This window comes from Planococcus halocryophilus (genome assembly GCF_001687585.2).
GTDB lineage: Bacteria > Bacillota > Bacilli > Bacillales_A > Planococcaceae > Planococcus > Planococcus halocryophilus.
The window spans coordinates 1711907-1733645 of sequence record NZ_CP016537.2 but is presented as its reverse complement, the minus strand read 5'-3'; the positions used below and the strand labels follow the sequence as shown (position 1 = coordinate 1733645).

Sequence of the window (21739 nt, the reverse complement as noted above, 5' to 3'; positions counted from 1 at the left end):
AAGTTTGCGACCGCTTTAATTAGTTTAGATCAGTTGGCCAAGGCCGACCGTCTGCTTCAAGACCTCCGAGTAATTTTTTTCGGCGGGTTTCTATTTTTTTATATGCTGAAGTGTATTCTTTTTCCGGTATTAATGGAATACCTGCTCCACGGAGAGAATGAAAGTCCGGAAGCGAAGGAACTTGTTCAGCTGGTTTGAAAAACGCTGGATTGAGCGTTGTTAAATACTGATCTACACTAGAGCGCGTTTCTTTTAAAAGCAATTGGTTCGGGTGATGTTTTTCTGGCACAGCAAAATTTATAATGCTTAAGCTTTCATCTAACACCGTAATAGCTGTTGGCAAAGCGGTAGTATTGCTTATCGCGTGATAATAATGCAATACAGGATAGGCGGCATGTTGAGCAGCGAGAGAACCTAGATTTTCCGAGAAACTTGCTAATAACAGATTGAGATCATGAAAATCTTCACCATTCCAAGCACTTCTTGCAATTTCTTCAGCAGACTCGCCAAGACCGTGAATGCTGACAGCTAATGAACGTTTCATCGTCACGGCGCTTAAAATCGAGATTAAATACGTGACACCAAACGTAATAAACAACATGCCGGTAGCTGTTGCAATGACTGATATGATTTGTGCGGTTCCTTCCATTGGGCTGAAATCGCCATTTCCTAGTGTGAAAATTAAATACCCCGCAAAGTAAAAGCGGTCATACCATGAAATTGGATCTGTGCCATTAGAAGGAGATATGGATTGTTCTAAGCCCGCAAATGTTAACGCCCAACCAATCCACAATAAGCCAATCCACATAAGTAAAGTGGCGCTTAGTACGAGTGGACCCGCCAAGCTCAATTGCTTTGACTGTTTTCTTGTGACGAGTCTCATAAAACGCCAAATTGAAGATGATAAGTGTTTGGTTACGGGTCCTGCGCCGCCATCAATCCATAAAGTAGTCCATGTAAAATCGATAATGCATAAAATAAGTACTAATACGCCAGCAATTAAGTAAAGGGTCTCCAAAAAATCAGTCCTTTCATTAAAAAGTTAGTTGAATAGTAATCGTCTGCAGTCTTTCTTAATCATAAAGCTTTTTTTGTGTGAATGTAAAAAAAATGACGAATAATAAGCTATTCATACTTAGTTGAATAGCGATGTAAAGTACTTACTTAAAGAAAGGTCGAGATTGAGATGAAAAGTATCTTTGCTTCCGCTACCCTAGTAGTGACGCTTATCATGTTAATACAAGGCTGCACAAAAGAGAAAGTAATAGACAATGAGCAGGAGGAAAGCCAGATGGTTAAAATAGAGGGAGATTGGCAAGGTGCAATAAACGTGCCAGGTCAGACCTTGCCGGTAAAGGTAACATTCATGGAACAAACAGCTACAATTTCTATACCCGTACAAGGCATTACAAATTATCCCCTGACAAATGTCCGTTTTGATGATCCTTTTCTTTATTTTGAGATGAATATTCAAAATCAGAAACTCATCTTTGACGGAAGTCTACAAGAAGAAATGATTGACGGAACGTTTACTCAGCAAGGTCAAGTTTATCCGTTTGAACTGAAAAGACCTGGAGTCCGAGAAGAAGTGACTGGTACGAAAGCTGAAATCTCTGTGCAAGGCGGAACGATGTCGGCACTCATTGTAAAGCCTGAAGGAGAAGGTCCGTTTCCAGTGATGCTCATCTTGTCTGGTTCTGGCCCGACTGATAAAAATGGCAACTCACCTTTACTTGAAGGAGACAATAATAGCTTACAAATGATTGCTGAGAACTTGGCAACAAAAGGCATCGCTACCATTCGATACGACAAGCGGGGAGTGGGAGACAATGCGGCTCTCGCTATGCAGCTGCGTGGATCGGTTACGCAAAGTCGCAAAAAGTCTTTTCTTCAGTTGGTGTGATTGGCCATAGTGAAGGTTCTTTGATTGGCATGGTTGCGGCAAACGAGCAACCAGCCACATCTTTTGTTTCCCTAGCAGGAGCGGGAAGACCACTTGATGAAGTTCTACTAGAACAATTAACTGTACAATTACCTGGAAATCTTTTAGTGGAATCGCGAGATATTTTAGTCCAATTAAAAGAAGGAAATTTAGTAGCGCAAGTGAGTCCAGAATTAGCTAGTATTTTTCGTCCGTCTGTTCAACCGTATTTAATTTCTTGGTTGGCTTATGATCCACAAAAAGAGTTGGCGAAGTTAGATATGCCTATTTTAGTCATTGGAGGAACAACCGATCTTCAAGTGCCGCTAGAAGATGCAGAATTACTTAAAGCAGCGCATGAAAAAGCGGAATTGCTCATTATCGAAAACATGAATCATGTATTAAAAACTGCCACTGCTGTTCCAGAAGAAAACATGGCAACTTACAGTAACCCCGATTTGCCGTTAGCGGATGGGCTAATTGATGGGATGGTCGAATTTTTACTTAAAAAGTAGAGGGTAAAATGAAATGACGTTTCACAAAACATCGATTCCATCAAATAACTCGCAGAAGGCTAATGCAGTTTTCTTTTTTCTACGAAAATGTACAAAAAATTTTAATTTGAAAATAAAATAAAATAAAAAACTATATATTAATCCTATTTTTTTGCTAAAATAAGAAGTCGAGTTGATTAGAAGCTTTCAAAGATAAAGTCGGTCACTCTGAAAAAGGGAGGAAGGGTCAATTTCTAATAATTGGTTATGGTTGCCGGTATTGATTCTTACGTTAAACTGTATCCGTTATACAGAAACAATGATGCAGCAAAGTTTGACTTCGTACCAAGTCATCTTATTTCCGTTAAGTATCGTCGGCATCCTATATGTGCTGTGGGTCATTTACAAAGGTAAACTAGTACGCAATAAACCAACCGGCAAAAGACATTTTAAAATCTAACTGCCGGTATAAAACAGCTTGTCTCATTAAATGGGACAAGCTGTTTTATTTTGTTTGGAAGAGTTAAGAGAGAGTCATACTCTTAGTATCTAAGTCTATAATTCTGATGTTATAATGACAGGAAATGATAAGGGGGAATCCTAATGATTCGCGTATTATTTGTCTGCTTGGGGAATATTTGCCGGTCTCCCATGGCAGAAGCTGTTTTTAAAGAATTAGTGAACAAAGACAACTTATCTACAAAAATAAAAGTGGAATCGGCTGGAACTGGAAACTGGCATATCGGCGACGATCCGCATCCGGGAACATTGGGAATTTTGGATAAGCATGATATTTCAGCAGAAGGCTTAAAAGGGCGGCAACTCCAGCAAGAAGATTTTGAGCGATTTGACTATATTGTCGGAATGGACGAAAACAATATAGCAGATATCCGTTCGATGTTAAGTCAGCCAGTTCATCCAAAGATTTTTCGCTTTTTAGATTTAACCCATCATGCTAAGGACGTTCCCGACCCCTATTTCACAGGTGACTTTAGCGAAACTTATGAGCTAGTCACGGAAGGGTGCACTGCTTTACTTCAGAAAATTAAAGAAGAGCAAGTTGTTTAATGTAATAGAAATAAGGTTTTTAAAACTGCCGCTTAGTTGTAGTAACCAACTAAGCGGCAGTTTATTTGTTTACTTGTCAAATCTCCCCCATACGACCGGCAACAAGTCGCTTACTTCGTGTGCGAGCATCGTATGCGCAGAGCGAGTATTAATCCATTCATCTGCACAAGCTCCGTGAAGGTATACGGCATTTAGTACGGCATGGCGCCAATTTGAATGACAACACAACATCCCGAGGATCATACCTGTCAGCGTGTCACCGGTACCACCTTTAGCAAGTGCGCTATTGCCGGTTGAGTTCATCCACGTTTCGCCGTCCGGAAAAGATATAACAGTGTTAGAACCTTTTAAAACAATCGTTGCTCCTAATTTTTTGGACCAGTGCGCTGCGTAATAAGTTCGGTTTTTTTGCAAATCGTCCACTTCTACACCTGTAATACGAGAAAATTCAGCGAGGTGAGGTGTCAAAATAATGGGGGACAATCTATAAGGATAAGACCGTTCACTTAATGCACCGGCATCTAAAACCACTGGCAGATGGCTTTCTAGAAGGACCTGAATGGCCTTTTCTGTTAAGTCGTCCGGTTCTGTACCAGGACCAATCGCCCCTGCACGGAAAGTATCGACGGAACTTTGTCGTTGGGCGATTTTCTTTAAACCGTCCGGTAAAAATGTAGCTTCAGGTAGTCTAGGGACAATCATCGCAACCGCTTCAGTTTCGGTTGCAATGACTAGCTTGCCGACACCGCTACGCATCGCGCCTAGACCTGCAAGTAAGGCAGCGCCAGGCATTTCTTTAGTACCAGCAATTAATAAAGCTATGCCGTAGCTTCCTTTATGGCTCGTTGCATCTCTTTTTGGAAGTGTAGCCTTGACATGCTTTTCTGTCCATATGCGCTTTTCCTCATTCACTTGGGGCATTCTGTCAGTCCTCCTTTTCGCAACGTTCTCCTATTTTAACAGTACGCAATATTATTGAGAATTGCAAAATCGGCACCTCTTACCATGTGACCGTGCATACCTACGCTAATTAACGTTTACTTGGAACAACACCTTGCTAATGTCCCGCTATTTAGCTGACTATGCATATTCTACAGAAATCAACGGTACTAAAAATACCTCAAACCTTTAGATGAATGGTAGAATATTCTATCAATGGGTAAACGCTCTAATTATTACTAACCCATTGATCCATTCACAAAATAAAGGAGATGAATAGCGTGGCAGAAAAACAACCAATTCGTTTATCTAATCGGATTCATTTAATCGATGGATTTGATCTAGGATTGCCCGAACGTACCGGAACTTATGTCATTAGCGAAAGGGAATTAACATTAGTTGATACCGGTCCGAGTTCTTCTATCAAGCATGTCAAAAAAGGGTTAAATGATTTAGGATTTTCCCTTGAGGATGTCAAATACATAATTGTTACGCATGTTCATTTAGATCATTCAGGAGGAGCAGGACTATTACTGCAAGATTGTCCGAATGCAAAAGTCATCGTTCATCCAAAAGGCGCTAGACATTTAAGCGACCCGAGCCGTTTAATTGCGGGTGCAAAAATGGTTTACGGAGAACAATTCGATCAATTATTTGAACCTATACTAGCGATTCCAGAAGATCGCTTGCTCATAATGACAGAAGGTGACCAATTGGAAATTGGTACGACTTGTCAACTTGAATTCTGGGATACGCCAGGGCATGCTAACCACCATTTCAGTATTTACGATCCTGTCAGTAATGGACTATTTGCCGGAGATACAGTAGGCATCCGTTACGATCAGTTGGTAAGAGAAGGCATTGACTTGTATTTACCGTCGACATCACCTAATCAATTCAATCCAGAAAAAATGCACCAAGCGATTGAACGCATGACTAAAGCCAATTTGGATGCTATTTACTATGGGCATTTCGGCAAAACTAATCAACCTGAAAAAGCATTACGACAAGTAACAGAGTGGCTAAAGATTTTTGTTGAAGAAGGAAACGCTGCATTTGCTAGTAAGCAAAATGCAGATCAATTAGCAAAACGATTATTTGAACGAGTGCGACAGTATTTAAAATCACAAAAGGTATTGGATGACCATGAAGTATATGCTTATATTCAAGTAGATATGCAAGTAAGCGCTATGGGAATTCTACATGCCTTGTCAAAATAATTAAAAAGCCTGTGCAAAGGCACAGGTTTTTAGTTGGCTATTTATTCGGAATAACCAAGTGCATAACTATTCTGAAAGGTAATAAGAGTTATTTTTCATTCAATGCTATTCAATCCAAGTGATGAATTACGAATAATATTTTTACTGTATCAAAAAGTATTATTCATAATATGAAGAAGTAAAGCATTCAGACAAATACGGAAGTTCTGTTTACACACTAGTCTATTTAGGGTAAATAAAAAATAGACAGCATCCCATTGAATTTGTTTAGCATAAACTAAAGCAAAAATAAACTGGGAGAATTATGCGAGAGGTGGACATATAAGATGCAATTATTAACGGAGAAAACAGCATTTATTACTGGAGCGGGTAAAGGAATTGGACGTGCAACAGCACTAGCTTTGGCAAACGAAGGAGTCAATGTTGGGTTGATTGCGAGAACTGAGTCAGACTTAGTAAAGCTTGCCGCAGAGATTAAGTCATTGCGGGGTCGTGTAGCTTATGCAGTAGCAGATGTATCTGATTTGACCCAAGTAGAAGCAGCTATTGAGAAACTGACTAACGAAATTGGTACAGCCGATATATTAATCAATAACGCAGGAATCGGTAAATATGCACCGTTTTTGGAGTTGCAACCAGAAGAATGGAAACGGATGATTGATGTCAATTTGATGGGCATGTACTATGTTACCCGAACAGTGTTACCACAACTGATTGAAAAAAATGGCGGAGACATCATTAATATTTCTTCAAGTTCAGGATTACGAGGGACGGTTGGATCGAGTGCGTATAGCGCTTCGAAATTTGGGGTTCTTGGAATGACTGAATCGCTATCTCAAGAAGTTCGAAAACATAATATCCGTGTATTTGCTTTAACACCAAGTCGAGTAGTAACAGATTTAACGTATAAAGAAGGGGAGACCGAAGAAGAAAAAGAAAAATTCATGCATCCCGAAGATTTGGCTGAATATATGGTGGCGCAATTAAAACTGCATCCACGTATTTTCATTCCAACTTCAAGTCAATGGGCGACAAATCCTTTTTAAGAAAGAGCTCTATTGCTAATTTTTTTTAGTTTAGCATGCTGCTTAATCCGGAATTTCCCATAATTTCACCAAGTGTATGGGGGGAGTTTCAGGTTTTTCATTCGTACTCATGGTAAAGCAGTAGTCACATAAGGGGGAGAAAGAGGGGGGGTATTTAAAGGTATTAATTGTATTAATTGCGATATTTTTTATAGAGCTAGTTAAGCCGACATTCGTATTAAGGTGGATGCCTGAACCAAATCGAAAGAAAACAGTAACTTTTTTCGGCCCTATTATCTTAATATCTTTTATATTATTTGGAATAACGATAGAATCGCCATAAAAAAACGAGCCAGGGAGATGATCCCAAGCTCGTTTTTTTAATTAGTTGGTAGTTGTTTAACGTAGTCTTCAACTTCCTGAGAATTGCTTAGCGCCAGAATACGGTCTGTGTGTTGTGCCATTTCAGCTTTTGAAAGTTTACTGATTTGTGCACGAGCTTTTAAGATAGATGAAGCGCTCATCGAGAATTCATCTAGGCCAAGACCTAGAAGAATTGGAATCGCAATTTCATCTCCAGCCATTTCGCCACACATGCCTGTCCATTTGCCTTCACGATGAGAAGCATCGATAACCATTTTCACTAAGCGCAAGATGGCTGGATTAAATGGCTGATACAAATACGACACGCTTTCGTTCATGCGATCTGCGGCCATTGTGTATTGGATCAAGTCATTTGTACCAATCGAGAAGAAATCTACTTCTTTCGCGAAAGTATCGGCCATCACAGCAGTTGAAGGAATCTCAACCATGATGCCAACTTCGATTGTTTCACTTACTTCGACGCCTTCAGCTTGAAGCTTCGCTTTTTCTTCTAATAATAGCGCTTTAGCTTCGCGGAATTCATCAAGTGTTGCAATCATAGGGAACATGATTTTTAAGTTGCCGTGTACGCTTGCACGTAAAAGTGCACGCAATTGCGTTCTAAACATATCCGGCATTTCTAGGCAAAGACGGATTGCACGTAATCCTAAGAACGGGTTTAGTTCTTTTGGCAAATCAAGGTAAGACAATTCTTTGTCGCCACCAATATCCAGTGTACGAACAACAGTTGGTTTGCCTTGCATGCCTTTTAAGACAGCAGCATATGCTTCCACTTGTTCATCTTCTGTCGGGAACGAATCGCGTCCCATATAAAGAAACTCTGTGCGGTATAAGCCAATCGCTTCGCCGCCGTTATCAACAACACCTGTAATATCTTTAGGTGTTCCGATATTGGCACCAAGTTCTACAGCTTGCCCGTCAGCGGTAACGGTTGCTTCGTTTTTCAAAACAGCCCATTCAGCTTTTTGCTCATCATAGGCCGCTTGTTTGTTTTTGTATTCCTCGATGACGCTATCTTCTGGATCGATTAAAATCGTACCATCCAATCCATCAACAATGACAATCATGCCATTTTGGATATCTGCCATTGCTTTTTTAGCCCCTACAACTGCTGGGATTTCCAACGTACGCGCTAAAATCGCAGAGTGGGAAGTACGCCCGCCAATGTCCGTGATAAAGCCTTTTACGAACTGTGCATTTAATTGCACCGTGTCAGAAGGTGTTAAATCTTCTGCAATAATGATGACTTCATCTGAAATCATGCTTGGGCTTTGAATCGTTACACCTAATAGGTGAGCCAACACGCGTTTTCTTACGTCACGAATATCCGCAGCGCGTTCTTTCATATACTCGTTGTCCATCGCTTCAAACATCGCGATAAACATATCTGTTGCTTCTTGCAAAGCAAATTCGGCATTAACGTTTTCGTTTTTGATTTTTTCAGTAATGGGTCCTACAAGTTCAGGATCGCTTAATACGAGAAGGTGAGCACCAAAGATGGCTGCTTCTTTTTCGCTAATTTGTTCAGCTGTTTTTTTCTGGATTACTTCAAGTTCTGCGATTGATGTTTCTAATGCAGAAGTTAATCGTGTCAATTCACTGTCAGTATCCGAAATTGTGCGCTTATCAACATTCAATTCCGGATTTTCCAAGCGAAAAGCTTTCGCAATGGCAATTCCATTTGAGGCCGCTATTCCGGACATTGTTTGGGTCATTGGTTTGAAATCCCTTCTTTTTCCATAACTGCTCCTGCTTGTTCAATGGCTTCGTTTTCATCTGCACCATCTGCTGCAATTGTTACGACTGAACCGCTTGGAATCCCTAAAGACATAACGCCTAAAATTGACTTCAAGTTAACTTTTTTGCCGTTGTGTTCAAGCGTGATGTCGGAAGTGAATTTTGACACTGCTCCTACTAATGCTGATGCTGGACGTGCGTGCATACCTGCTTCATCTGTAATTGTGAATTGTTTTTCGACCATGATTAAATTCCTCCTTATAAGTAGCGTCATTTTAAACAAATCAACGACCGTTTTTGGCGGTTTTCGAATGCTTTTAAAAAATAAATGACTTTTTTTGATTGCTTATGAACGATTATGATTGATTTTGGAAGCGATTTCAAGTAATATCTTTTTAACAGAACTTTTAAACTATTGAAAAGGAGGTGATAGCTTGCTGACCAACGAACGGCATCTCTTTATTATGCAACTATTAGAAAAGAAACAGACAGTTAAAATTCAAGAGCTTGTCGAATCCACTGGTACATCCGAATCAACGATTCGAAGAGATTTGGTTGATCTTGAACATTCCGGAAAATTGGAACGTGTTTTCGGCGGGGCGACGCTAACCGGAAAAAATTTGCTAGAACCGAGTATTTCAGACAAATCAACGCAATTATTAGATGAAAAAATTAAAATTGCAAAATTCGCTGCTTCGTTTGTACAACAAGGCGATAGCGTTTTTTTGGACGCCGGTACCACGACCTTTCAAATGATTCCATTTTTGAAAGACAAAGATCTTGTCGTTGTGACAAATGGCTTGACGCTTGTCGAGGCACTGAATAACCAAGGCATCACCACTTATTTAACAGGTGGATTAATGAAACCTCGTACCGGTGCTTTTGTTGGTTCTCAGACGATTCAAGCTTTGCAAAACTATCGTTTTGATAGCTGTTTTCTTGGCATTAATGGTTTTCATCCGGATTATGGTTATACCACTCCAGACCCAGAGGAAGCTGCCGTTAAACAAATGGCAAGTTCTTTATCGCGAAAGACGTTTGCACTTGCTGATCATTCCAAAATCAATAAAATCAGTTTTGCAAAAATTATGGATCTAGAACGTGCCACCTTAATTGTAGATGAAATATCCAAAGATGCCAATGCTGTACTTGAAAAAAAGACAATTGTAAAGGTTGTGAAACCATGATTTACACGTGCACCATTGCACCATCCATTGATTATACCGTGTATCTATCTGATTTTAACAGTGGAAAGTTAAATCGAACAAACGAGGTGTATTATTACCCGGGAGGTAAAGGCATTAATGTCTCTCGCGTATTAAAACGTTTCGGCGTTGCAAATACAGCACTCGGGTTTGCTGGTGGCTTTACCGGACGTTATATAGAAGAGTATTTGAAAAATGAAGGTGTGGAAACAGATTTTATTGAAACGACAGAAGTCACTCGGATTAATGTCAAAATTAAATCAGAATCTGAAACAGAGCTAAATGGTCCTGGTCCAGAGTTAACTGTAGATCAGTTAAGCGCTTTAACGAAAAAAGTTCGTGATATGAATGAAGGTGACTGGTTTGTTTTGGCCGGCAGTTTGCCAAATGCGATTGGGCAAAACTATTTTCTAGAGCTCGCCACAATATGCCAAGCCAAAAACATTCATTTTGTACTTGATACTTCCGGTCCGATGCTAAAAAGCATATTGACAGCGCCTGTTTTTTTGGTCAAACCCAATCAACAAGAGCTCGGCGAATTGTTTGGCGTAGACATTACTAATCTGACAGATGTCTATCATTACGCTCGTAAACTGGTTGAAAGTGGTACTGAACATGTAGTTGTTTCTATGGGAGGCGAGGGTGCCATGCTCGTTACTAAAGACATCGCACTTATCGCCAAAGCACCACAAGGAACGGTCGTTAACACTGTGGGAGCTGGAGATTCGCTAGTTTCCGGATTTATCGCTTCGTATGCAGCGAGTAGAGATGCGTCACAAGCTTTCCGCTTTGGCATAGCGAGTGGCAGTGCCACAGCATTTCGATCTGATTTATGTCGCAAAGAAGATGTGGAAACATTGCTAGACCAAATAGAAGTTCACCCATTTGAAGAAAAGGATGTGACAGGATGAAAATCACACAGCTTTTAACGGAACAAACAATCATTTTAGACTTGGCAGCCTCAACAAAACAACAGGTATTAGAAGAGTTAGCCAATCAATTAGACCAAGCCGGCAAATTAACGGATAAACAAGCTTTCACGAAAGCCATTTTAGAACGCGAAAGTCAAAGTACGACTGGAATAGGTGATGGCATTGCCATTCCTCATGCTAAGTCTGCTGCAGTCCAGTTTCCTGCGATTGCGTTTGGCCGTTCACAAGAAGGCCTTGATTTTGAATCGCTCGATGGTCAGCCTAGTAACTTATTCTTTATGATCGCAGCGAGTGAAGGCGCAAATGATGATCACCTTGAAGCATTATCACGTCTGGCTACGTTTTTAATGGACGAAAAGTTCCGTACCAATATTTTAGCAGCGCAATCAAAACAAGAAATCTTGGACATTGTTTCTGCAAAAGAAGCCGCTGTTGATCAACCACAAGCGGCTGCTGACCAGACGGCACAAGGCACACAAAAGAAAATTTTAGCCGTAACAGCGTGTCCAACAGGAATCGCACATACGTATATGGCCGCAGAAAAATTAAATGAACGAGCTAAAGAATTAGGCATTTCGATAAAAGTGGAAACGAACGGATCAAGCGGGGTGAAAAATCGTTTGACTGCTGAAGACATCGCCGGAGCGGATGCCATTATTGTGGCGGCTGATACGAAAGTCGAAATGAGTCGTTTTGACGGCAAGCCGGTTATTCAAACGGCGGTTGGCAAAGCCATTTACGAAACAGACAATTTGCTGAACCGTGCAGTGACTGGAGACGCTCCAATTTATAAGCACGTTCAATCAAAAGATGAAGCAGATGCTGGAGAAACCAAAAGCGGCTTTTATAAGCACTTAATGAATGGTGTATCCAACATGTTGCCGTTTGTAGTAGGTGGCGGTATTCTCATTGCGATTTCGTTTTTCTGGGGTATTAATGCAGGAAATCCCGACAGTCCTGAATACAATGAATTTGCGGCGATGCTAATTACGATTGGCGGAGCCAATGCCTTCTTCTTAATGGTTCCAGTTCTTGCCGGCTTTATCGCCATGAGTATAGCCGATCGTCCCGGTTTTGCACCAGGTATGATTGGTGGTTTAATCGCCATTACTGTTACGGGCGTTGAAGGTGCAAGTGGCGGATCTGGTTTCCTTGGCGGTTTGATTGCCGGATTCCTAGCCGGGTATGTGACTGTTCTCGTTAAAAAAGTGTTTTCTGGATTGCCTGCTTCATTAGAAGGATTAAAACCAGTATTGTTCTTTCCAGTCTTTGCGATTGCCATTACCGGCATCATCATGATGCTTGTGAATCCGCAGCTGACAAAAGTGTATACATCGATTTCTTCATTCCTTGAAAGTCTTGGTGGTACTAACTTAGTGTTAGTCGGGTTGTTGCTAGGCGGTATGATGGCCATAGATATGGGTGGTCCCATCAACAAAGCAGCTTATACATTTGGTCTAGCCATGTTAGATGCACAAAACTTCAACTTCATGGCAGCCGTTATGGCAGCGGGTATGGTTCCACCTTTAGGTTTAGCAATTTCGACAAGTTTGTTTAAAAATAAATTTACGAAACCAGAACGTGAAGCCGGTAAGACAGCTTATGTACTGGGTGCTTGCTTTATTACTGAAGGGGCAATTCCTTTCGCTGCAGCAGATCCGGCACGTGTTATTCCGGCATGTGTTGCAGGCGCAGCGGCTACAGGTGCTTTAGTAATGTTATTTGATATCGGCTTACGTGCACCTCACGGCGGAATTTTCGTTATTGGTTTAGTTGATGGTGGTGTGCCTAACATTTTGTTGTATATTTTAGCAATTTTGATCGGTGCCGTTGTTACTGCACTTATAGCAGGAACGTTGAAAAAAAGAATAGTAGCTTAATCAAAACCGCTCTAAGGTAAAACTTGGAGCGGTTTATTTATGGGTGTTAGATTCCTAAAAACTGGGTATTGAAAAATGTGGATACAACAGGCCTAGGGCATATAAATCATAAGCATAGGAAGAGGTGAACGTGTGAATTAGTAGCATGTAAAATTTACGAAAGGAGCAACTAACAATGGAAACCGCAAAAAATGCGGATTTTTTCCGTCAGTTTAATCATGCTTTTTTTCAAGGAGACCGAGAGTTTATCGAAAAAAATATAACCGAAGATGTTGTATGGAAAATGGTAGGGACAGAATCGATTGTAGGGAAGCAAGCTTTTCTCGATACCGCATTTGGATTAGAGGAAGGGTATTCAGATCTTGAATACTCGATTGATTTTTCGGTAATGAATGATAATAAAGCAGCACTTAAAGGTGAAATGATTCGAAAAGGAACAGATGGCAAACCCAAGGTATATGCATTTTGCGACTTTTATGAGTTAAATGACGAGAATGAATGCAAAGTAAAAGAATTAACGACATTTCTCGTAGCTATTGAAGAACACTAAAAAAGCCCCTACTGGTGGTACACCTCAAAAGTTAGATTTGAACTCTAACTTTTGAGGTATTTATTATATGAATAGTATTTAATGAAGTCAATGTAGCTTCTTACATAAGAGCATATATAAGTTCACAACCTATAAGTAACAAATACGAAAATTAGGGAATGATAAAAAAGTTAATTTGGTATATTTTTAATGGTTATCAAGTGAGTCTATTTCTTATTTATGCTAAACTAGTCGAATCATTCGCATGAATACAGAGGTGAAGTAGATGACGATGATATGTTTAGTCCGCCACGGCGAAACGGACTGGAATGTACAAGGAAAAATTCAAGGGAAAACCGATATCCCTTTAAACACAGAAGGTATGAGACAAGCTGCGCGATGTGCGCACTATTTAACCGACTCAAACTGGGATGTCATTATAACGAGCCCTCTAAAACGTGCTAAAGGGACCGCTCTACTTATTAATGAAAAGTTACAATTGCCACTTATCGAAATGCCAGAGTTTGAAGAAAAGCATTTTGGCGATGCGGAAGGAATGACGTACGAAGAGCGGGAATTAACGTTTCCAGATCGTCATTACCCAAACCAAGAAGATAACTACTTGTTTGCTGAACGTTTGTCCTCGGGACTGCAAATCATTAATGAGTGCTATCAAAACAAACGCGTGTTGCTGGTTTCCCATGGCGGGGTCATTAATGCTTTACTCGGCACGTTATCAAAAGGGGAAATCGGTTCTGGCAAAACGAGGCTGTTGAATGCTTGTTTTAGCCATATTCAGTTTGATCAAACCAATTGGGTTATTGAAAATTATAACCAAGTTAGTCATCTTGAAAAAGTGATGAGTGGGACATAAATAGAAATGAAGCTAGAAAGAATTCATAAGCCATTTTCGAAAGTAAAATAATCACTCAAATAAAGAGCACAATAGCACCTCCACTCGCAAGGTTTTTGAAAAACCTTGCGAGTGGAGGTGCTATTTTCATTTTGGTTTTAGCTCTATTTTGTTTGAGTTAGTTTCAATGGCAGTATTATTCATAAGCATGAATCGATGGCAAAAAGCTAAATAAGCGAACTTTTATTAATAAGATGATTCTTAAAGAAAAGAGGGTGCCTCTATGAAGGGAATCCGAAGCTATTCATTTCTAGCGTTAGGCTAACTCTTGTTCGTTTGGTCTATATGGTCGATTGTAGAAATTAAGATTGCATACAATGAACTACAAGAAGCTTTGTTTGTAGAAAATGAGAATTTGGTTTTAATTCCAACATACATACAGGACGCCAGGTGTATCACTCCAAGTGCTATTGCGAACCTTATTTAAGCGTTATTTATTTTGCGTAGAAAAGCTATCTCCGTCTGTACTAGGGAGATAACTTTTCTGGTTATTTAATACCGATAACTAGACTGTCACGGCCAGCTTCGACAACTTCTGTTGTAATGGTAGTAAGTTGAGTAATTTCAAGACTTCTTTCAATTTGAGTAAACAGCCGTTGAGTGAGCCAGAAATTCTCATTTGTAATTCAACTTGTCAAATCTACAAAATACCGAGAACTTAATAAAGAAAAGGGAATGAAATCATTATGAATTTATACGCTTAACCTTTATAGTGAAGCAGAGCGCGAACCTTTAAATTATAACGAATATCTTTAGTTTGGCTGATTTGTGCGCAAAAGCCCTGTTTTTGGCTCAGCCAAACCGTCAGTAGTATCTGGCGTAATTTAATCAATCCGCCAGCTAGCTCTCTTTCTAGCGAATTTTAATCGCTCCTAATTGTTAGAAAAGAAAAAGTAGTTGTATATTAATTGGAGGAAAAATATGAATAAAGAATTTCACTCTTTTGGCTGGTATGCGTCTAAAGTATCGCCGCATCTGCCCAAAAAAGCATTTAAACCGGTTCCAGGACGTTTACTTGGTGGTCTTGCTTATTTAATTATTTCAATCACAGGAATGTTTGTTATTGGAATATATGACCTACCCTTTCTTGCGAACATAGCCATTTCATTTGTAATTGGAACAAGTTTTGCCGCAATGGGATTCTTAGGACATGAAATCTTACATGGAACGGTAGTGAAAAAAGCTAAATTGCGTAATTTACTCGGAGCAGTTTTCTTTTTCCCTCTTCTTACCGGACCACTACTATGGCGTAAGTGGCATAATATGACCCATCATGTTCATACTCAAAATGAAGAGAAAGATCCTGATACGTGGTTGTCAAAAGAAGATTTAGACAAAAAGCCTGCAATGAAAATTATCTATCGATTACCATTTTCAGTCCGTGCATTTCTAGAGTTTTTCGCTTTGTGTTTTACTTTCACATTGCACTCGACTAAAATATTTTTCGCTTATATTAAGGAATTTAAGCCTGAAAAACGTGGGGTAGTTTGGATCCAGTTTTTATTGCCGTGGGTAGCTTGGTTAGGTTTGATTTTCTTTATAGGAATAATAAACTGGTTATTTATATTTTTAATCCCTCATTTAATTGCGAATGCAATTGTAATGGGATATATTTCGACTAATCATCGGTTGAATCCACTCGTTCCTGTGAATGATCCACTCGCAAATACCTTATCGGTGACGGTTCCTCGGTGGATTGACATTTTGCATTTTAATTTTTCTTATCATACAGAGCATCATATATTTCCAAGTATGAGCTCGAAGTATTATCCTTTAGTAAAAGAACTTATAAAGGATAGCTGGCCAAGTCGCTATCATGAGATGCCAATGTCGAGTGCTTTAAAAGCGTTATGGAAGACTCCAAGAGTTTATTACAATGGGAAAGATTTAATTGATCCTCAAGCACAGTTGTTATATGGATCACTTGGGAATGGTCTAAATCCCGAAGCAATTGAGCCACGGCCGTTGAATAACAGCGATACAAACTAGAGAATAATACAAGCTTAAAGTTCTAAAGGGCGTATCTTGATAAAAGATACGCCCTTTTCACGAATGGCAGCACAGTCCACTGATGAAACAGAAAACCTTACAGATGCAACTAGTTTAAGCCTTGTTAACCGAAGCACAAATAAAGAAATTGATACATATGTATTCCAATAAAAACGAGCCCTCTAAGTGTAGCATTCATTAGTGGGCTCGTTTTATACTAGTAGTTTCCGTTTATTTGTTTTTAGCAGGTGATTTGTCTTTATCCATTCGGTATATGTATACAGCTAATGCGGCCATAAATAAAGCTGAATTAAACCAAAATACAAGATCTCCAAGTACTCCGTCAAAAAGCAACGCATTTGCTGCAAGGATGGCTTGCATGGCAAGGATAAATAACAGCAGTATAGTAGCAGTTTTCATTCTATCACTCCGTTCCATTCCTTATTATAAAGATGAGCGGGATTAATACAAGCGACGTGAATGTTCTGATCGCGCGTGAGATACTACTAACAAGTACAGATTCCGAGGAGGCTTACAAATGGTTAAATGGAAAGAAGAAATGACGATTGATGCAAATATCGAAAAAGTATGGAATTTATTCAAAGACGAAAACATTAAACAAGTGATGCCAAAAATAGAAGAACACATCTTACTTGAAAAGAACAACAATGAACTGGGTGCAAAACACGCACAAAGTTATCACGAAGGCGGTCAGCTGCAAACGTATATTGTGGAGACTGTAGGTTATGAAGATTTGCCGGACAAAAAGCTGAAACAAACTCAGTTTGAAATGGGACAAAGCTTTGATGTGTTTTATTCGTTTACGTTATTAAAAGAAAATGAAAACCAAACGAGGTTTATTTACGAAGGATTTAATAAAGGCAAAGGATTGATGGGCAAGGCGATGTTATTGTCAGGAAGTAAAAAAACGCGGAAGCAAACCGTAACGACGTTTATGGAACGCGTAAGAGACGAAGGGTTGAAAGGATAAAAGGAGCGTGGAGGCAATGGTAGAGTGGAGAGAACAACAAATTATCAACGCACCAATAGAAGAAGTTTGGGCATTGTTTTCAGACGAACACCTGCAAACAATCATGCCTCAACTTGAAAAGCATCAATTAATCAAAGGACAGCCCAATCAAGTAGGTTCAAAGTACGCGCAACAAAACCGCATAAAAGGCCGTGTGGTGAGTTATGTGATGGAAGTTACGGCTTATGAAGATTTGCCTGACTACAAGCGGAAAGATCTGTATTTTGTTCCTGCTGGCTTGTTTCACATTGCATTAAATTTTGTGTTAAAGCGAGTAGAAAGTGATCAGACATTATTTGTTTATAGTGGATCGAATAGAGGCGCAAACATGATTGGCCGAACTTTACTAAAACTTGATGCGCAAAATAGCAGTAAGCAAGAAGTTGATGAACTGATGGAGCGGGTAAAGAGGGCAGCTGAGTCATGAAGGTTTACATCATTGGCTCTGTAGGGAGCGGGAAAACAACGTTAGCGCGTCGATTGTCTTTAAGTTTAAGTATTCCACATTTTGAAACGGATAATTTTGTTTGGCAACGTCAAACAGACGGCGATTTCCGAAACACGGAATCTGTAAGAGACGCCCAGTTTTTAGCTGCCCTCGAGCAGTCTAGTTGGATTATAGAAGGCGTACATCTTGGCTGGACAGATCTTGCGATAAATAGGGCAGACAAAGTGATATTTTTAGATATTCCGTATCACAAAAGAACACTTCACTTTGTTTTTCGCTACATCAAACAACGAGCGGGGAAAGAACAAGCCAATTATCAGCCAAGCTTTAGTATGCTACTGAAAATGTTCCAGTGGAATCGATATTTCGAAGACACGATGAAACCTGAATTTTTGGCGAAGCTCGGAGCGGCGCAAGGAAAAGTCGTTATTGTAAACAACCAGAAACAATTGGATAAACTGCTTGTAGAATCAATAAATTAAAGCATAAATCTATGTTTTCAAATAAATATGTAACAAACTACTTAAGGAATTATCATATAAATTCAAACCTGTCAACAAGAAAAAAGATAAATATTAACAGTCTAAGCACTAAGCTATAGCAGCCATCCCGTAAAGTCTGTATCATATGAGAAAAGTAGGTGCGCTTTTAAGGGGGGACTAAGCATGCTAAATGTTTATGAACATGAACAAGTTGTATGTATAGAAGGAATTTTGGAAGAAACCCGTAGTAAAGTATTTTTCTTTTTAGTGGATGGTATGTTGATTGATACTGGAGCCGAGAAAATGCAGGATGAACTTGCAGATGTGTTATCAAAGTTATCATTTGATCAAGTCGTATTGACGCATCACCACGAAGACCATACCGGAAATGCGGCTTGGATTCAGCAAAATTATCAAGTGCCATTTTTTATTCATCCAATTGGCCAAAAAATTACGGAGAAAGACGGTGTATACCCAACTTATCGAAAACTCACATGGGGAAACCGTGACGCTTTTCGTACACAAACGCTGAGTGACTGTATAAATTCGCGCACATTTGAATGGCAAGTGATCTATACACCCGGACATGCAGATGATCATGTAGCGCTGTATCATTCGGAATCGGGTCGCTTGTTTACAGGAGATTTGTTTGTATCGCCAAAAACACGTGTCGTGATGAAAAATGAGTCGATTTCGCACATCAAAACATCTTTACGTAAATTATTGGCATTGCCGTTCGAATCTGTATTTTGCAGTCACGCCGGCTATCTTGAAAACGGACGTGCGTTATTAGAAGATAAGCTGAATTATTTGGAGAGCTTACAAGAAAAAATTATTCAACTTTACAAGGATGGCTTAGCTCCAAATGATATTAACCGTCAACTTTTCCCGAAAACATATCCAATTGTTCAATTTTCAAATGGGGAATGGGATTCTCTTCACATTGTCACTTCGACTATAGCTGACTACGAAGAAAAGAAAAGTCGACATTTGCGTCCTAGAGCGAATACGTTAGGGATTTTAAGAAAAGGTCAGTCTGTTTTACTGGAGCAACAATTTGCGCGTCATTCGGCAGGAAAAGGTCCATTTTACAGGCCAATTGGCGGAACGATTGAACTGGGTGAACCCTCTACTAAGACATTGATAAGAGAATTTAAAGAAGAAATCGGTACTGATATTAATATTGTTCGTTACGTGGACGTAATAGAAAATATTTATACGCTAAAATATCAAGTTTTCCACGAAATTTCATTGGTTTATGAAGTGGAATTTGAACAACAAGCTCTTTATGAACAAGATACTTTTGACGTTTTCGAAGATGGCAAAATGACAAAAGCAAAATGGGTGTTACTTGAAGAGTTAAATCAAAGTGAGACCGTTCTTTATCCGAATGGCTTGCTCGAACTACTTAAAAAGTTGCCAAACCCAGTTGCTAATAAGCTCTAAGGATTTATATACAGTTTTTTGCTTCTAGCTATACTGCTTTCGTTTTAAAGCTTAGCAATGAAAGGAGAATCTCTTCCATGATTTACTTCATTATGCTGCTGGAATTATTGGTCATCGCATTTTTCATTTATTATGTAAGTGGTCGATTAATGGGTTCGAAAGTTAATTTTACTAAGAGAATTCTTTCTGTGTTGTTAGGTGTTAGTTTGACGACGTTTGTTTATTGGTATTCTTATTTGCGCCACACAGAATTTTTAAGCGAAGGAATTGGATTTGCAGTCGCTGACGCTAGCGCCATTATTTGGGTCGGCAGTATGCTGCTCATTTCCATGCTGTTTTACTTGTTTTTCGAGTTGTTTGATCCAATGGAACTTGGAGAGCGTGGAGAACGGATTACAGGTCAAAAATTCATCGTCCAACGGTTGAGACATCGCTGGCGACGTCAAAAACGGCTGAGTCAAGTGTTAGAAATTGCCGTCAGAAACGGGTTTTCACGCACGATACGTTATGCGCGTCATCGTGAAAGCAATCGGGATTTTGCTATTGCTTTTCGCGATACATTAGAACAAAGTGGTGGTATTTTCATCAAGTTCGGCCAAGTGTTATCTACACGTACTGAGTTGTTTTCACCAGTTTTTATCGAAGAACTAGAGACTTTGCAACAAGATGTTAAACCATTAACGAGTGAGCAAGTAACCACGATTTTAAAGAAATCTTTATCTGCTGGCGTGGAAGATGTTTTCTCAGAATTCAATATGGAGCCATTGGCCGCCGGATCGATTGGACAAGTTCATCAAGCTGTATTGAAATCGACACAAGAAAAAGTTGTTGTCAAACTACTGCGTCCTGAAGTAAAAGGCGTCATGCGCAACGATTTAGATATTCTTGTTGAGTTTGCAGAATGGGTGACAAGTAAATCCACATGGGCTGAGAACATCGGTTTCCGCGAGTTAGCTGTCGGCTTTGCGAACGGCTTGCGTGAAGAAATCAACTTTGAAATTGAAACGCGTAATACCATTCAAGTCGCAAATGCCTTAAGAAAAAGTGATTATCCAGTGAAAATCCCGCATGTTTTTCAGGAATATTGTAACGATAATTTAATCGTCATGCAGTATTTTAAAGGCAAAAGCATTTCGCGAGGACAAGCTGTTTTTGATCAGTTTTCAATCGATCAAAAACAATTTGGTCGGACGGTATTGTTTTCGTTTTTTGAGCAAATGCTGTTTTCAGGTATTTTTCATGCGGATCCGCATCCAGGTAATATTTTTATTGATGAACAAGACGGAAAGCCTATTTTACTGGATTTTGGAGCTGTTGGTCGTCTCGCAGCGCAGCAGCAAGACGGACTAAACCTCTTTATCATCGGTGTGCAACAAAACGACGCAGAAGTCATTTGTGATGCGATTAACGTGCTAGTAGAAGACAATAGTCATATTGACCGGCAAAAAATTGAACAATCAGTAGGTCAATTGCTGTTGAAAATTGCCTATGTGGATAAAATTCAAACCGAAGAACTGATTCATGCAATGTTTGATATTGTTCGTGAATTTGGGTTATCATTTTATCCATCAGTTGGAATGGCGCTCCGGTCATTAATCAGCCTTGACGGCACTTTACACACGATAGATCCGAAATTTGATATGTTTACCGAAGCAAAAGTGTTCGCGAAAAAATACAAAACCGCAGTCTTGAAAAAGCCATTTAAAGAACCGCGTGAAACGAAACAAAGAGTAGAAGAAGAGTTAGCATTATTAATTCCAGAATTGATGAAATTGCCAAAACGCGCCGATCAGCTGATACAGCGCATTGAAGGTGGCAAAATGATTCTCCACCATGATGTCTTTTCGGATAAACATAACGCCAATTTCGTCTTACAACTGTTTTCGCGTTTCGTGTTATTGTTTTCTGGGATAACATTTGGACTGATTTCAGCCGCATTACTAGCCATTGCACAGTTTATCAATAATGCTTATGCTGTTTACTTGAATACGGCAGCCTATACTGGACTGTTTCTGTGTGTCATATTGCTTGTTCGATTGTCGATTCAAGCAATACGCGATATGAAACGCAGCAATACATGAGAAAACCTGCATCAAT

At 39.6% G+C, this 21739-nt stretch carries 22 protein-coding genes and 1 pseudogene; 17 read left to right on the top strand and 6 right to left on the bottom strand.

All coding sequences use genetic code 11. From position 1 onward, the window contains the following. Positions 1 to 19: 19 nt before the first annotated feature. Positions 20 to 1018 carry a potassium channel family protein gene (locus BBI08_RS08715; RefSeq protein WP_008496429.1) on the bottom strand — a complete coding sequence of 333 codons (999 nt, stop codon included), beginning with the start codon at positions 1016 to 1018 and terminating at the stop codon, positions 20 to 22. A 273-nt stretch (positions 1019 to 1291) separates the two neighbouring features. Between BBI08_RS08715 and BBI08_RS17310 the strand changes: the two genes are divergently transcribed. The 4 genes from BBI08_RS17310 to BBI08_RS08705 all read left to right on the top strand — a co-directional run bounded on the left by BBI08_RS17310 (position 1292) and on the right by BBI08_RS08705 (position 3483). Beyond that, the gene (locus BBI08_RS17310) at positions 1292 to 1903 is read left to right on the top strand and encodes a dienelactone hydrolase family protein (protein WP_008496428.1); all 612 of its coding nucleotides are present in this window, start codon (positions 1292 to 1294) and stop codon (positions 1901 to 1903) included. Further along, positions 1900 to 2436 carry an alpha/beta hydrolase gene (locus BBI08_RS17305; RefSeq protein WP_082226429.1) on the top strand — a complete coding sequence of 179 codons (537 nt, stop codon included), beginning with the start codon at positions 1900 to 1902 and terminating at the stop codon, positions 2434 to 2436. Before BBI08_RS17310 ends, BBI08_RS17305 begins: the two co-directional genes overlap by 4 nt. A gap of 250 nt (positions 2437 to 2686) precedes the next feature. Then, a complete protein-coding gene (locus tag BBI08_RS16900) occupies positions 2687 to 2875 on the top strand; it encodes a hypothetical protein (protein WP_040850379.1) in 189 nt (62 codons plus the stop codon). A 143-nt stretch (positions 2876 to 3018) separates the two neighbouring features. Beyond that, the gene (locus BBI08_RS08705; protein ID WP_008496424.1) at positions 3019 to 3483 is read left to right on the top strand and encodes a low molecular weight protein-tyrosine-phosphatase; all 465 of its coding nucleotides are present in this window, start codon (positions 3019 to 3021) and stop codon (positions 3481 to 3483) included. Positions 3484 to 3552: 69 nt separating this feature from the next. Here BBI08_RS08705 and BBI08_RS08700 read toward each other — a convergent pair whose 3' ends face one another. Continuing rightward, on the bottom strand, positions 3553 to 4404 hold the full coding sequence (locus BBI08_RS08700; RefSeq protein WP_008496423.1) for an NAD(P)H-hydrate dehydratase: 852 nt from the start codon (positions 4402 to 4404) through the stop codon (positions 3553 to 3555). 299 nt (positions 4405 to 4703) lie between these two features. On the opposite strand from BBI08_RS08700, the gene BBI08_RS08695 reads away from it, so the two are divergent. Together BBI08_RS08695 and BBI08_RS08690 are read left to right on the top strand one after the other, a co-directional pair. Beyond that, positions 4704 to 5642: an MBL fold metallo-hydrolase gene (locus tag BBI08_RS08695; RefSeq protein WP_008496422.1), complete on the top strand. Its 939-nt coding sequence runs from the start codon at positions 4704 to 4706 to the stop codon at positions 5640 to 5642. 326 nt (positions 5643 to 5968) lie between these two features. After that, positions 5969 to 6688, top strand: a complete 720-nt coding sequence (locus BBI08_RS08690) for a 3-ketoacyl-ACP reductase (RefSeq protein ID WP_008496421.1) — start codon at positions 5969 to 5971, stop codon at positions 6686 to 6688. Between the two features lie 359 nt (positions 6689 to 7047). Here BBI08_RS08690 and ptsP read toward each other — a convergent pair whose 3' ends face one another. Both ptsP and BBI08_RS08680 read right to left on the bottom strand, forming a co-directional pair. Then, on the bottom strand, positions 7048 to 8766 hold the full coding sequence (ptsP, locus tag BBI08_RS08685; protein ID WP_065527984.1) for a phosphoenolpyruvate--protein phosphotransferase: 1719 nt from the start codon (positions 8764 to 8766) through the stop codon (positions 7048 to 7050). Beyond that, the gene (locus tag BBI08_RS08680) at positions 8763 to 9032 is read right to left on the bottom strand and encodes a phosphocarrier protein HPr (protein ID WP_008496420.1); all 270 of its coding nucleotides are present in this window, start codon (positions 9030 to 9032) and stop codon (positions 8763 to 8765) included. The genes ptsP and BBI08_RS08680 overlap by 4 nt, the downstream gene beginning before the upstream one ends. 190 nt (positions 9033 to 9222) lie before the next feature. On the opposite strand from BBI08_RS08680, the gene BBI08_RS08675 reads away from it, so the two are divergent. The 5 genes from BBI08_RS08675 (at position 9223) to BBI08_RS08655 (ending at position 14208) form a co-directional block, all read left to right on the top strand. Further along, a complete protein-coding gene (locus BBI08_RS08675; protein WP_008496419.1) occupies positions 9223 to 9975 on the top strand; it encodes a DeoR/GlpR family DNA-binding transcription regulator in 753 nt (250 codons plus the stop codon). Beyond that, positions 9972 to 10904 carry a 1-phosphofructokinase gene (pfkB, locus tag BBI08_RS08670; RefSeq protein ID WP_065527983.1) on the top strand — a complete coding sequence of 311 codons (933 nt, stop codon included), beginning with the start codon at positions 9972 to 9974 and terminating at the stop codon, positions 10902 to 10904. The genes BBI08_RS08675 and pfkB overlap by 4 nt, the downstream gene beginning before the upstream one ends. Next, a complete protein-coding gene (locus BBI08_RS08665; RefSeq protein WP_065527982.1) occupies positions 10901 to 12805 on the top strand; it encodes a PTS fructose transporter subunit IIABC in 1905 nt (634 codons plus the stop codon). The genes pfkB and BBI08_RS08665 overlap by 4 nt, the downstream gene beginning before the upstream one ends. Positions 12806 to 12980: 175 nt before the next feature. Beyond that, positions 12981 to 13355: a nuclear transport factor 2 family protein gene (locus tag BBI08_RS08660; protein ID WP_008496416.1), complete on the top strand. Its 375-nt coding sequence runs from the start codon at positions 12981 to 12983 to the stop codon at positions 13353 to 13355. 265 nt (positions 13356 to 13620) lie between these two features. Continuing rightward, positions 13621 to 14208 (top strand): histidine phosphatase family protein, encoded by a 588-nt coding sequence (locus BBI08_RS08655; RefSeq protein ID WP_008496415.1) that lies wholly within the window; start codon positions 13621 to 13623, stop codon positions 14206 to 14208. A gap of 527 nt (positions 14209 to 14735) precedes the next feature. Here BBI08_RS08655 and BBI08_RS17300 read toward each other — a convergent pair. Beyond that, a pseudogene (locus tag BBI08_RS17300) lies at positions 14736 to 14873 on the bottom strand (AAA family ATPase); the annotation flags it as partial. Between the two features lie 295 nt (positions 14874 to 15168). Between BBI08_RS17300 and desB the strand changes: the two are divergent. Next, on the top strand, positions 15169 to 16236 hold the full coding sequence (desB, locus tag BBI08_RS08650; RefSeq protein ID WP_008496414.1) for a Delta(10) desaturase DesB: 1068 nt from the start codon (positions 15169 to 15171) through the stop codon (positions 16234 to 16236). Positions 16237 to 16467: 231 nt separating this feature from the next. Here the strand turns inward: desB and BBI08_RS08645 are convergent, their stop codons facing one another. After that, positions 16468 to 16656 (bottom strand): hypothetical protein, encoded by a 189-nt coding sequence (locus BBI08_RS08645; RefSeq protein ID WP_008496412.1) that lies wholly within the window; start codon positions 16654 to 16656, stop codon positions 16468 to 16470. 118 nt (positions 16657 to 16774) lie between these two features. Between BBI08_RS08645 and BBI08_RS08640 the strand changes: the two genes are divergently transcribed. From BBI08_RS08640 to BBI08_RS08620, 5 genes are all read left to right on the top strand, one after another. Then, complete coding sequence (locus tag BBI08_RS08640) at positions 16775 to 17227, top strand: SRPBCC family protein (RefSeq protein WP_008496411.1); 453 nt, start codon at positions 16775 to 16777, stop codon at positions 17225 to 17227. A 16-nt stretch (positions 17228 to 17243) separates the two neighbouring features. Further along, positions 17244 to 17693, top strand: a complete 450-nt coding sequence (locus BBI08_RS08635) for an SRPBCC family protein (RefSeq protein WP_008496410.1) — start codon at positions 17244 to 17246, stop codon at positions 17691 to 17693. Next, positions 17690 to 18196 (top strand): P-loop NTPase family protein, encoded by a 507-nt coding sequence (locus BBI08_RS08630; protein ID WP_008496409.1) that lies wholly within the window; start codon positions 17690 to 17692, stop codon positions 18194 to 18196. The genes BBI08_RS08635 and BBI08_RS08630 overlap by 4 nt, the downstream gene beginning before the upstream one ends. 183 nt (positions 18197 to 18379) lie before the next feature. Next, positions 18380 to 19642 carry an MBL fold metallo-hydrolase gene (locus BBI08_RS08625; protein ID WP_065527981.1) on the top strand — a complete coding sequence of 421 codons (1263 nt, stop codon included), beginning with the start codon at positions 18380 to 18382 and terminating at the stop codon, positions 19640 to 19642. A 77-nt stretch (positions 19643 to 19719) separates the two neighbouring features. Beyond that, positions 19720 to 21723, top strand: a complete 2004-nt coding sequence (locus BBI08_RS08620; RefSeq protein WP_008496406.1) for an ABC1 kinase family protein — start codon at positions 19720 to 19722, stop codon at positions 21721 to 21723. The last annotated feature ends 16 nt before the right edge of the window (positions 21724 to 21739 follow it).

Excerpts from the sequence above, each read along its gene's own strand:
- BBI08_RS17310 (WP_008496428.1), top strand. The coding sequence starts at position 1,292 with ATGGTTAAAATAGAGGGAGATTGGCAAGGTGCAATAAACGTGCCAGGT.
- BBI08_RS08705 (WP_008496424.1), top strand. The coding sequence starts at position 3,019 with ATGATTCGCGTATTATTTGTCTGCTTGGGGAATATTTGCCGGTCTCCC.
- BBI08_RS08700 (WP_008496423.1), bottom strand. The coding sequence starts at position 4,404 with ATGCCCCAAGTGAATGAGGAAAAGCGCATATGGACAGAAAAGCATGTC.
- BBI08_RS08690 (WP_008496421.1), top strand. The coding sequence starts at position 5,969 with ATGCAATTATTAACGGAGAAAACAGCATTTATTACTGGAGCGGGTAAA.
- ptsP (WP_065527984.1), bottom strand. The coding sequence starts at position 8,766 with ATGACCCAAACAATGTCCGGAATAGCGGCCTCAAATGGAATTGCCATT.
- BBI08_RS08680 (WP_008496420.1), bottom strand. The coding sequence starts at position 9,032 with ATGGTCGAAAAACAATTCACAATTACAGATGAAGCAGGTATGCACGCA.
- pfkB (WP_065527983.1), top strand. The coding sequence starts at position 9,972 with ATGATTTACACGTGCACCATTGCACCATCCATTGATTATACCGTGTAT.
- BBI08_RS08665 (WP_065527982.1), top strand. The coding sequence starts at position 10,901 with ATGAAAATCACACAGCTTTTAACGGAACAAACAATCATTTTAGACTTG.
- BBI08_RS08660 (WP_008496416.1), top strand. The coding sequence starts at position 12,981 with ATGGAAACCGCAAAAAATGCGGATTTTTTCCGTCAGTTTAATCATGCT.
- BBI08_RS08655 (WP_008496415.1), top strand. The coding sequence starts at position 13,621 with ATGACGATGATATGTTTAGTCCGCCACGGCGAAACGGACTGGAATGTA.
- desB (WP_008496414.1), top strand. The coding sequence starts at position 15,169 with ATGAATAAAGAATTTCACTCTTTTGGCTGGTATGCGTCTAAAGTATCG.
- BBI08_RS08645 (WP_008496412.1), bottom strand. The coding sequence starts at position 16,656 with ATGAAAACTGCTACTATACTGCTGTTATTTATCCTTGCCATGCAAGCC.
- BBI08_RS08640 (WP_008496411.1), top strand. The coding sequence starts at position 16,775 with ATGGTTAAATGGAAAGAAGAAATGACGATTGATGCAAATATCGAAAAA.
- BBI08_RS08635 (WP_008496410.1), top strand. The coding sequence starts at position 17,244 with ATGGTAGAGTGGAGAGAACAACAAATTATCAACGCACCAATAGAAGAA.
- BBI08_RS08630 (WP_008496409.1), top strand. The coding sequence starts at position 17,690 with ATGAAGGTTTACATCATTGGCTCTGTAGGGAGCGGGAAAACAACGTTA.
- BBI08_RS08625 (WP_065527981.1), top strand. The coding sequence starts at position 18,380 with ATGCTAAATGTTTATGAACATGAACAAGTTGTATGTATAGAAGGAATT.
- BBI08_RS08620 (WP_008496406.1), top strand. The coding sequence starts at position 19,720 with ATGATTTACTTCATTATGCTGCTGGAATTATTGGTCATCGCATTTTTC.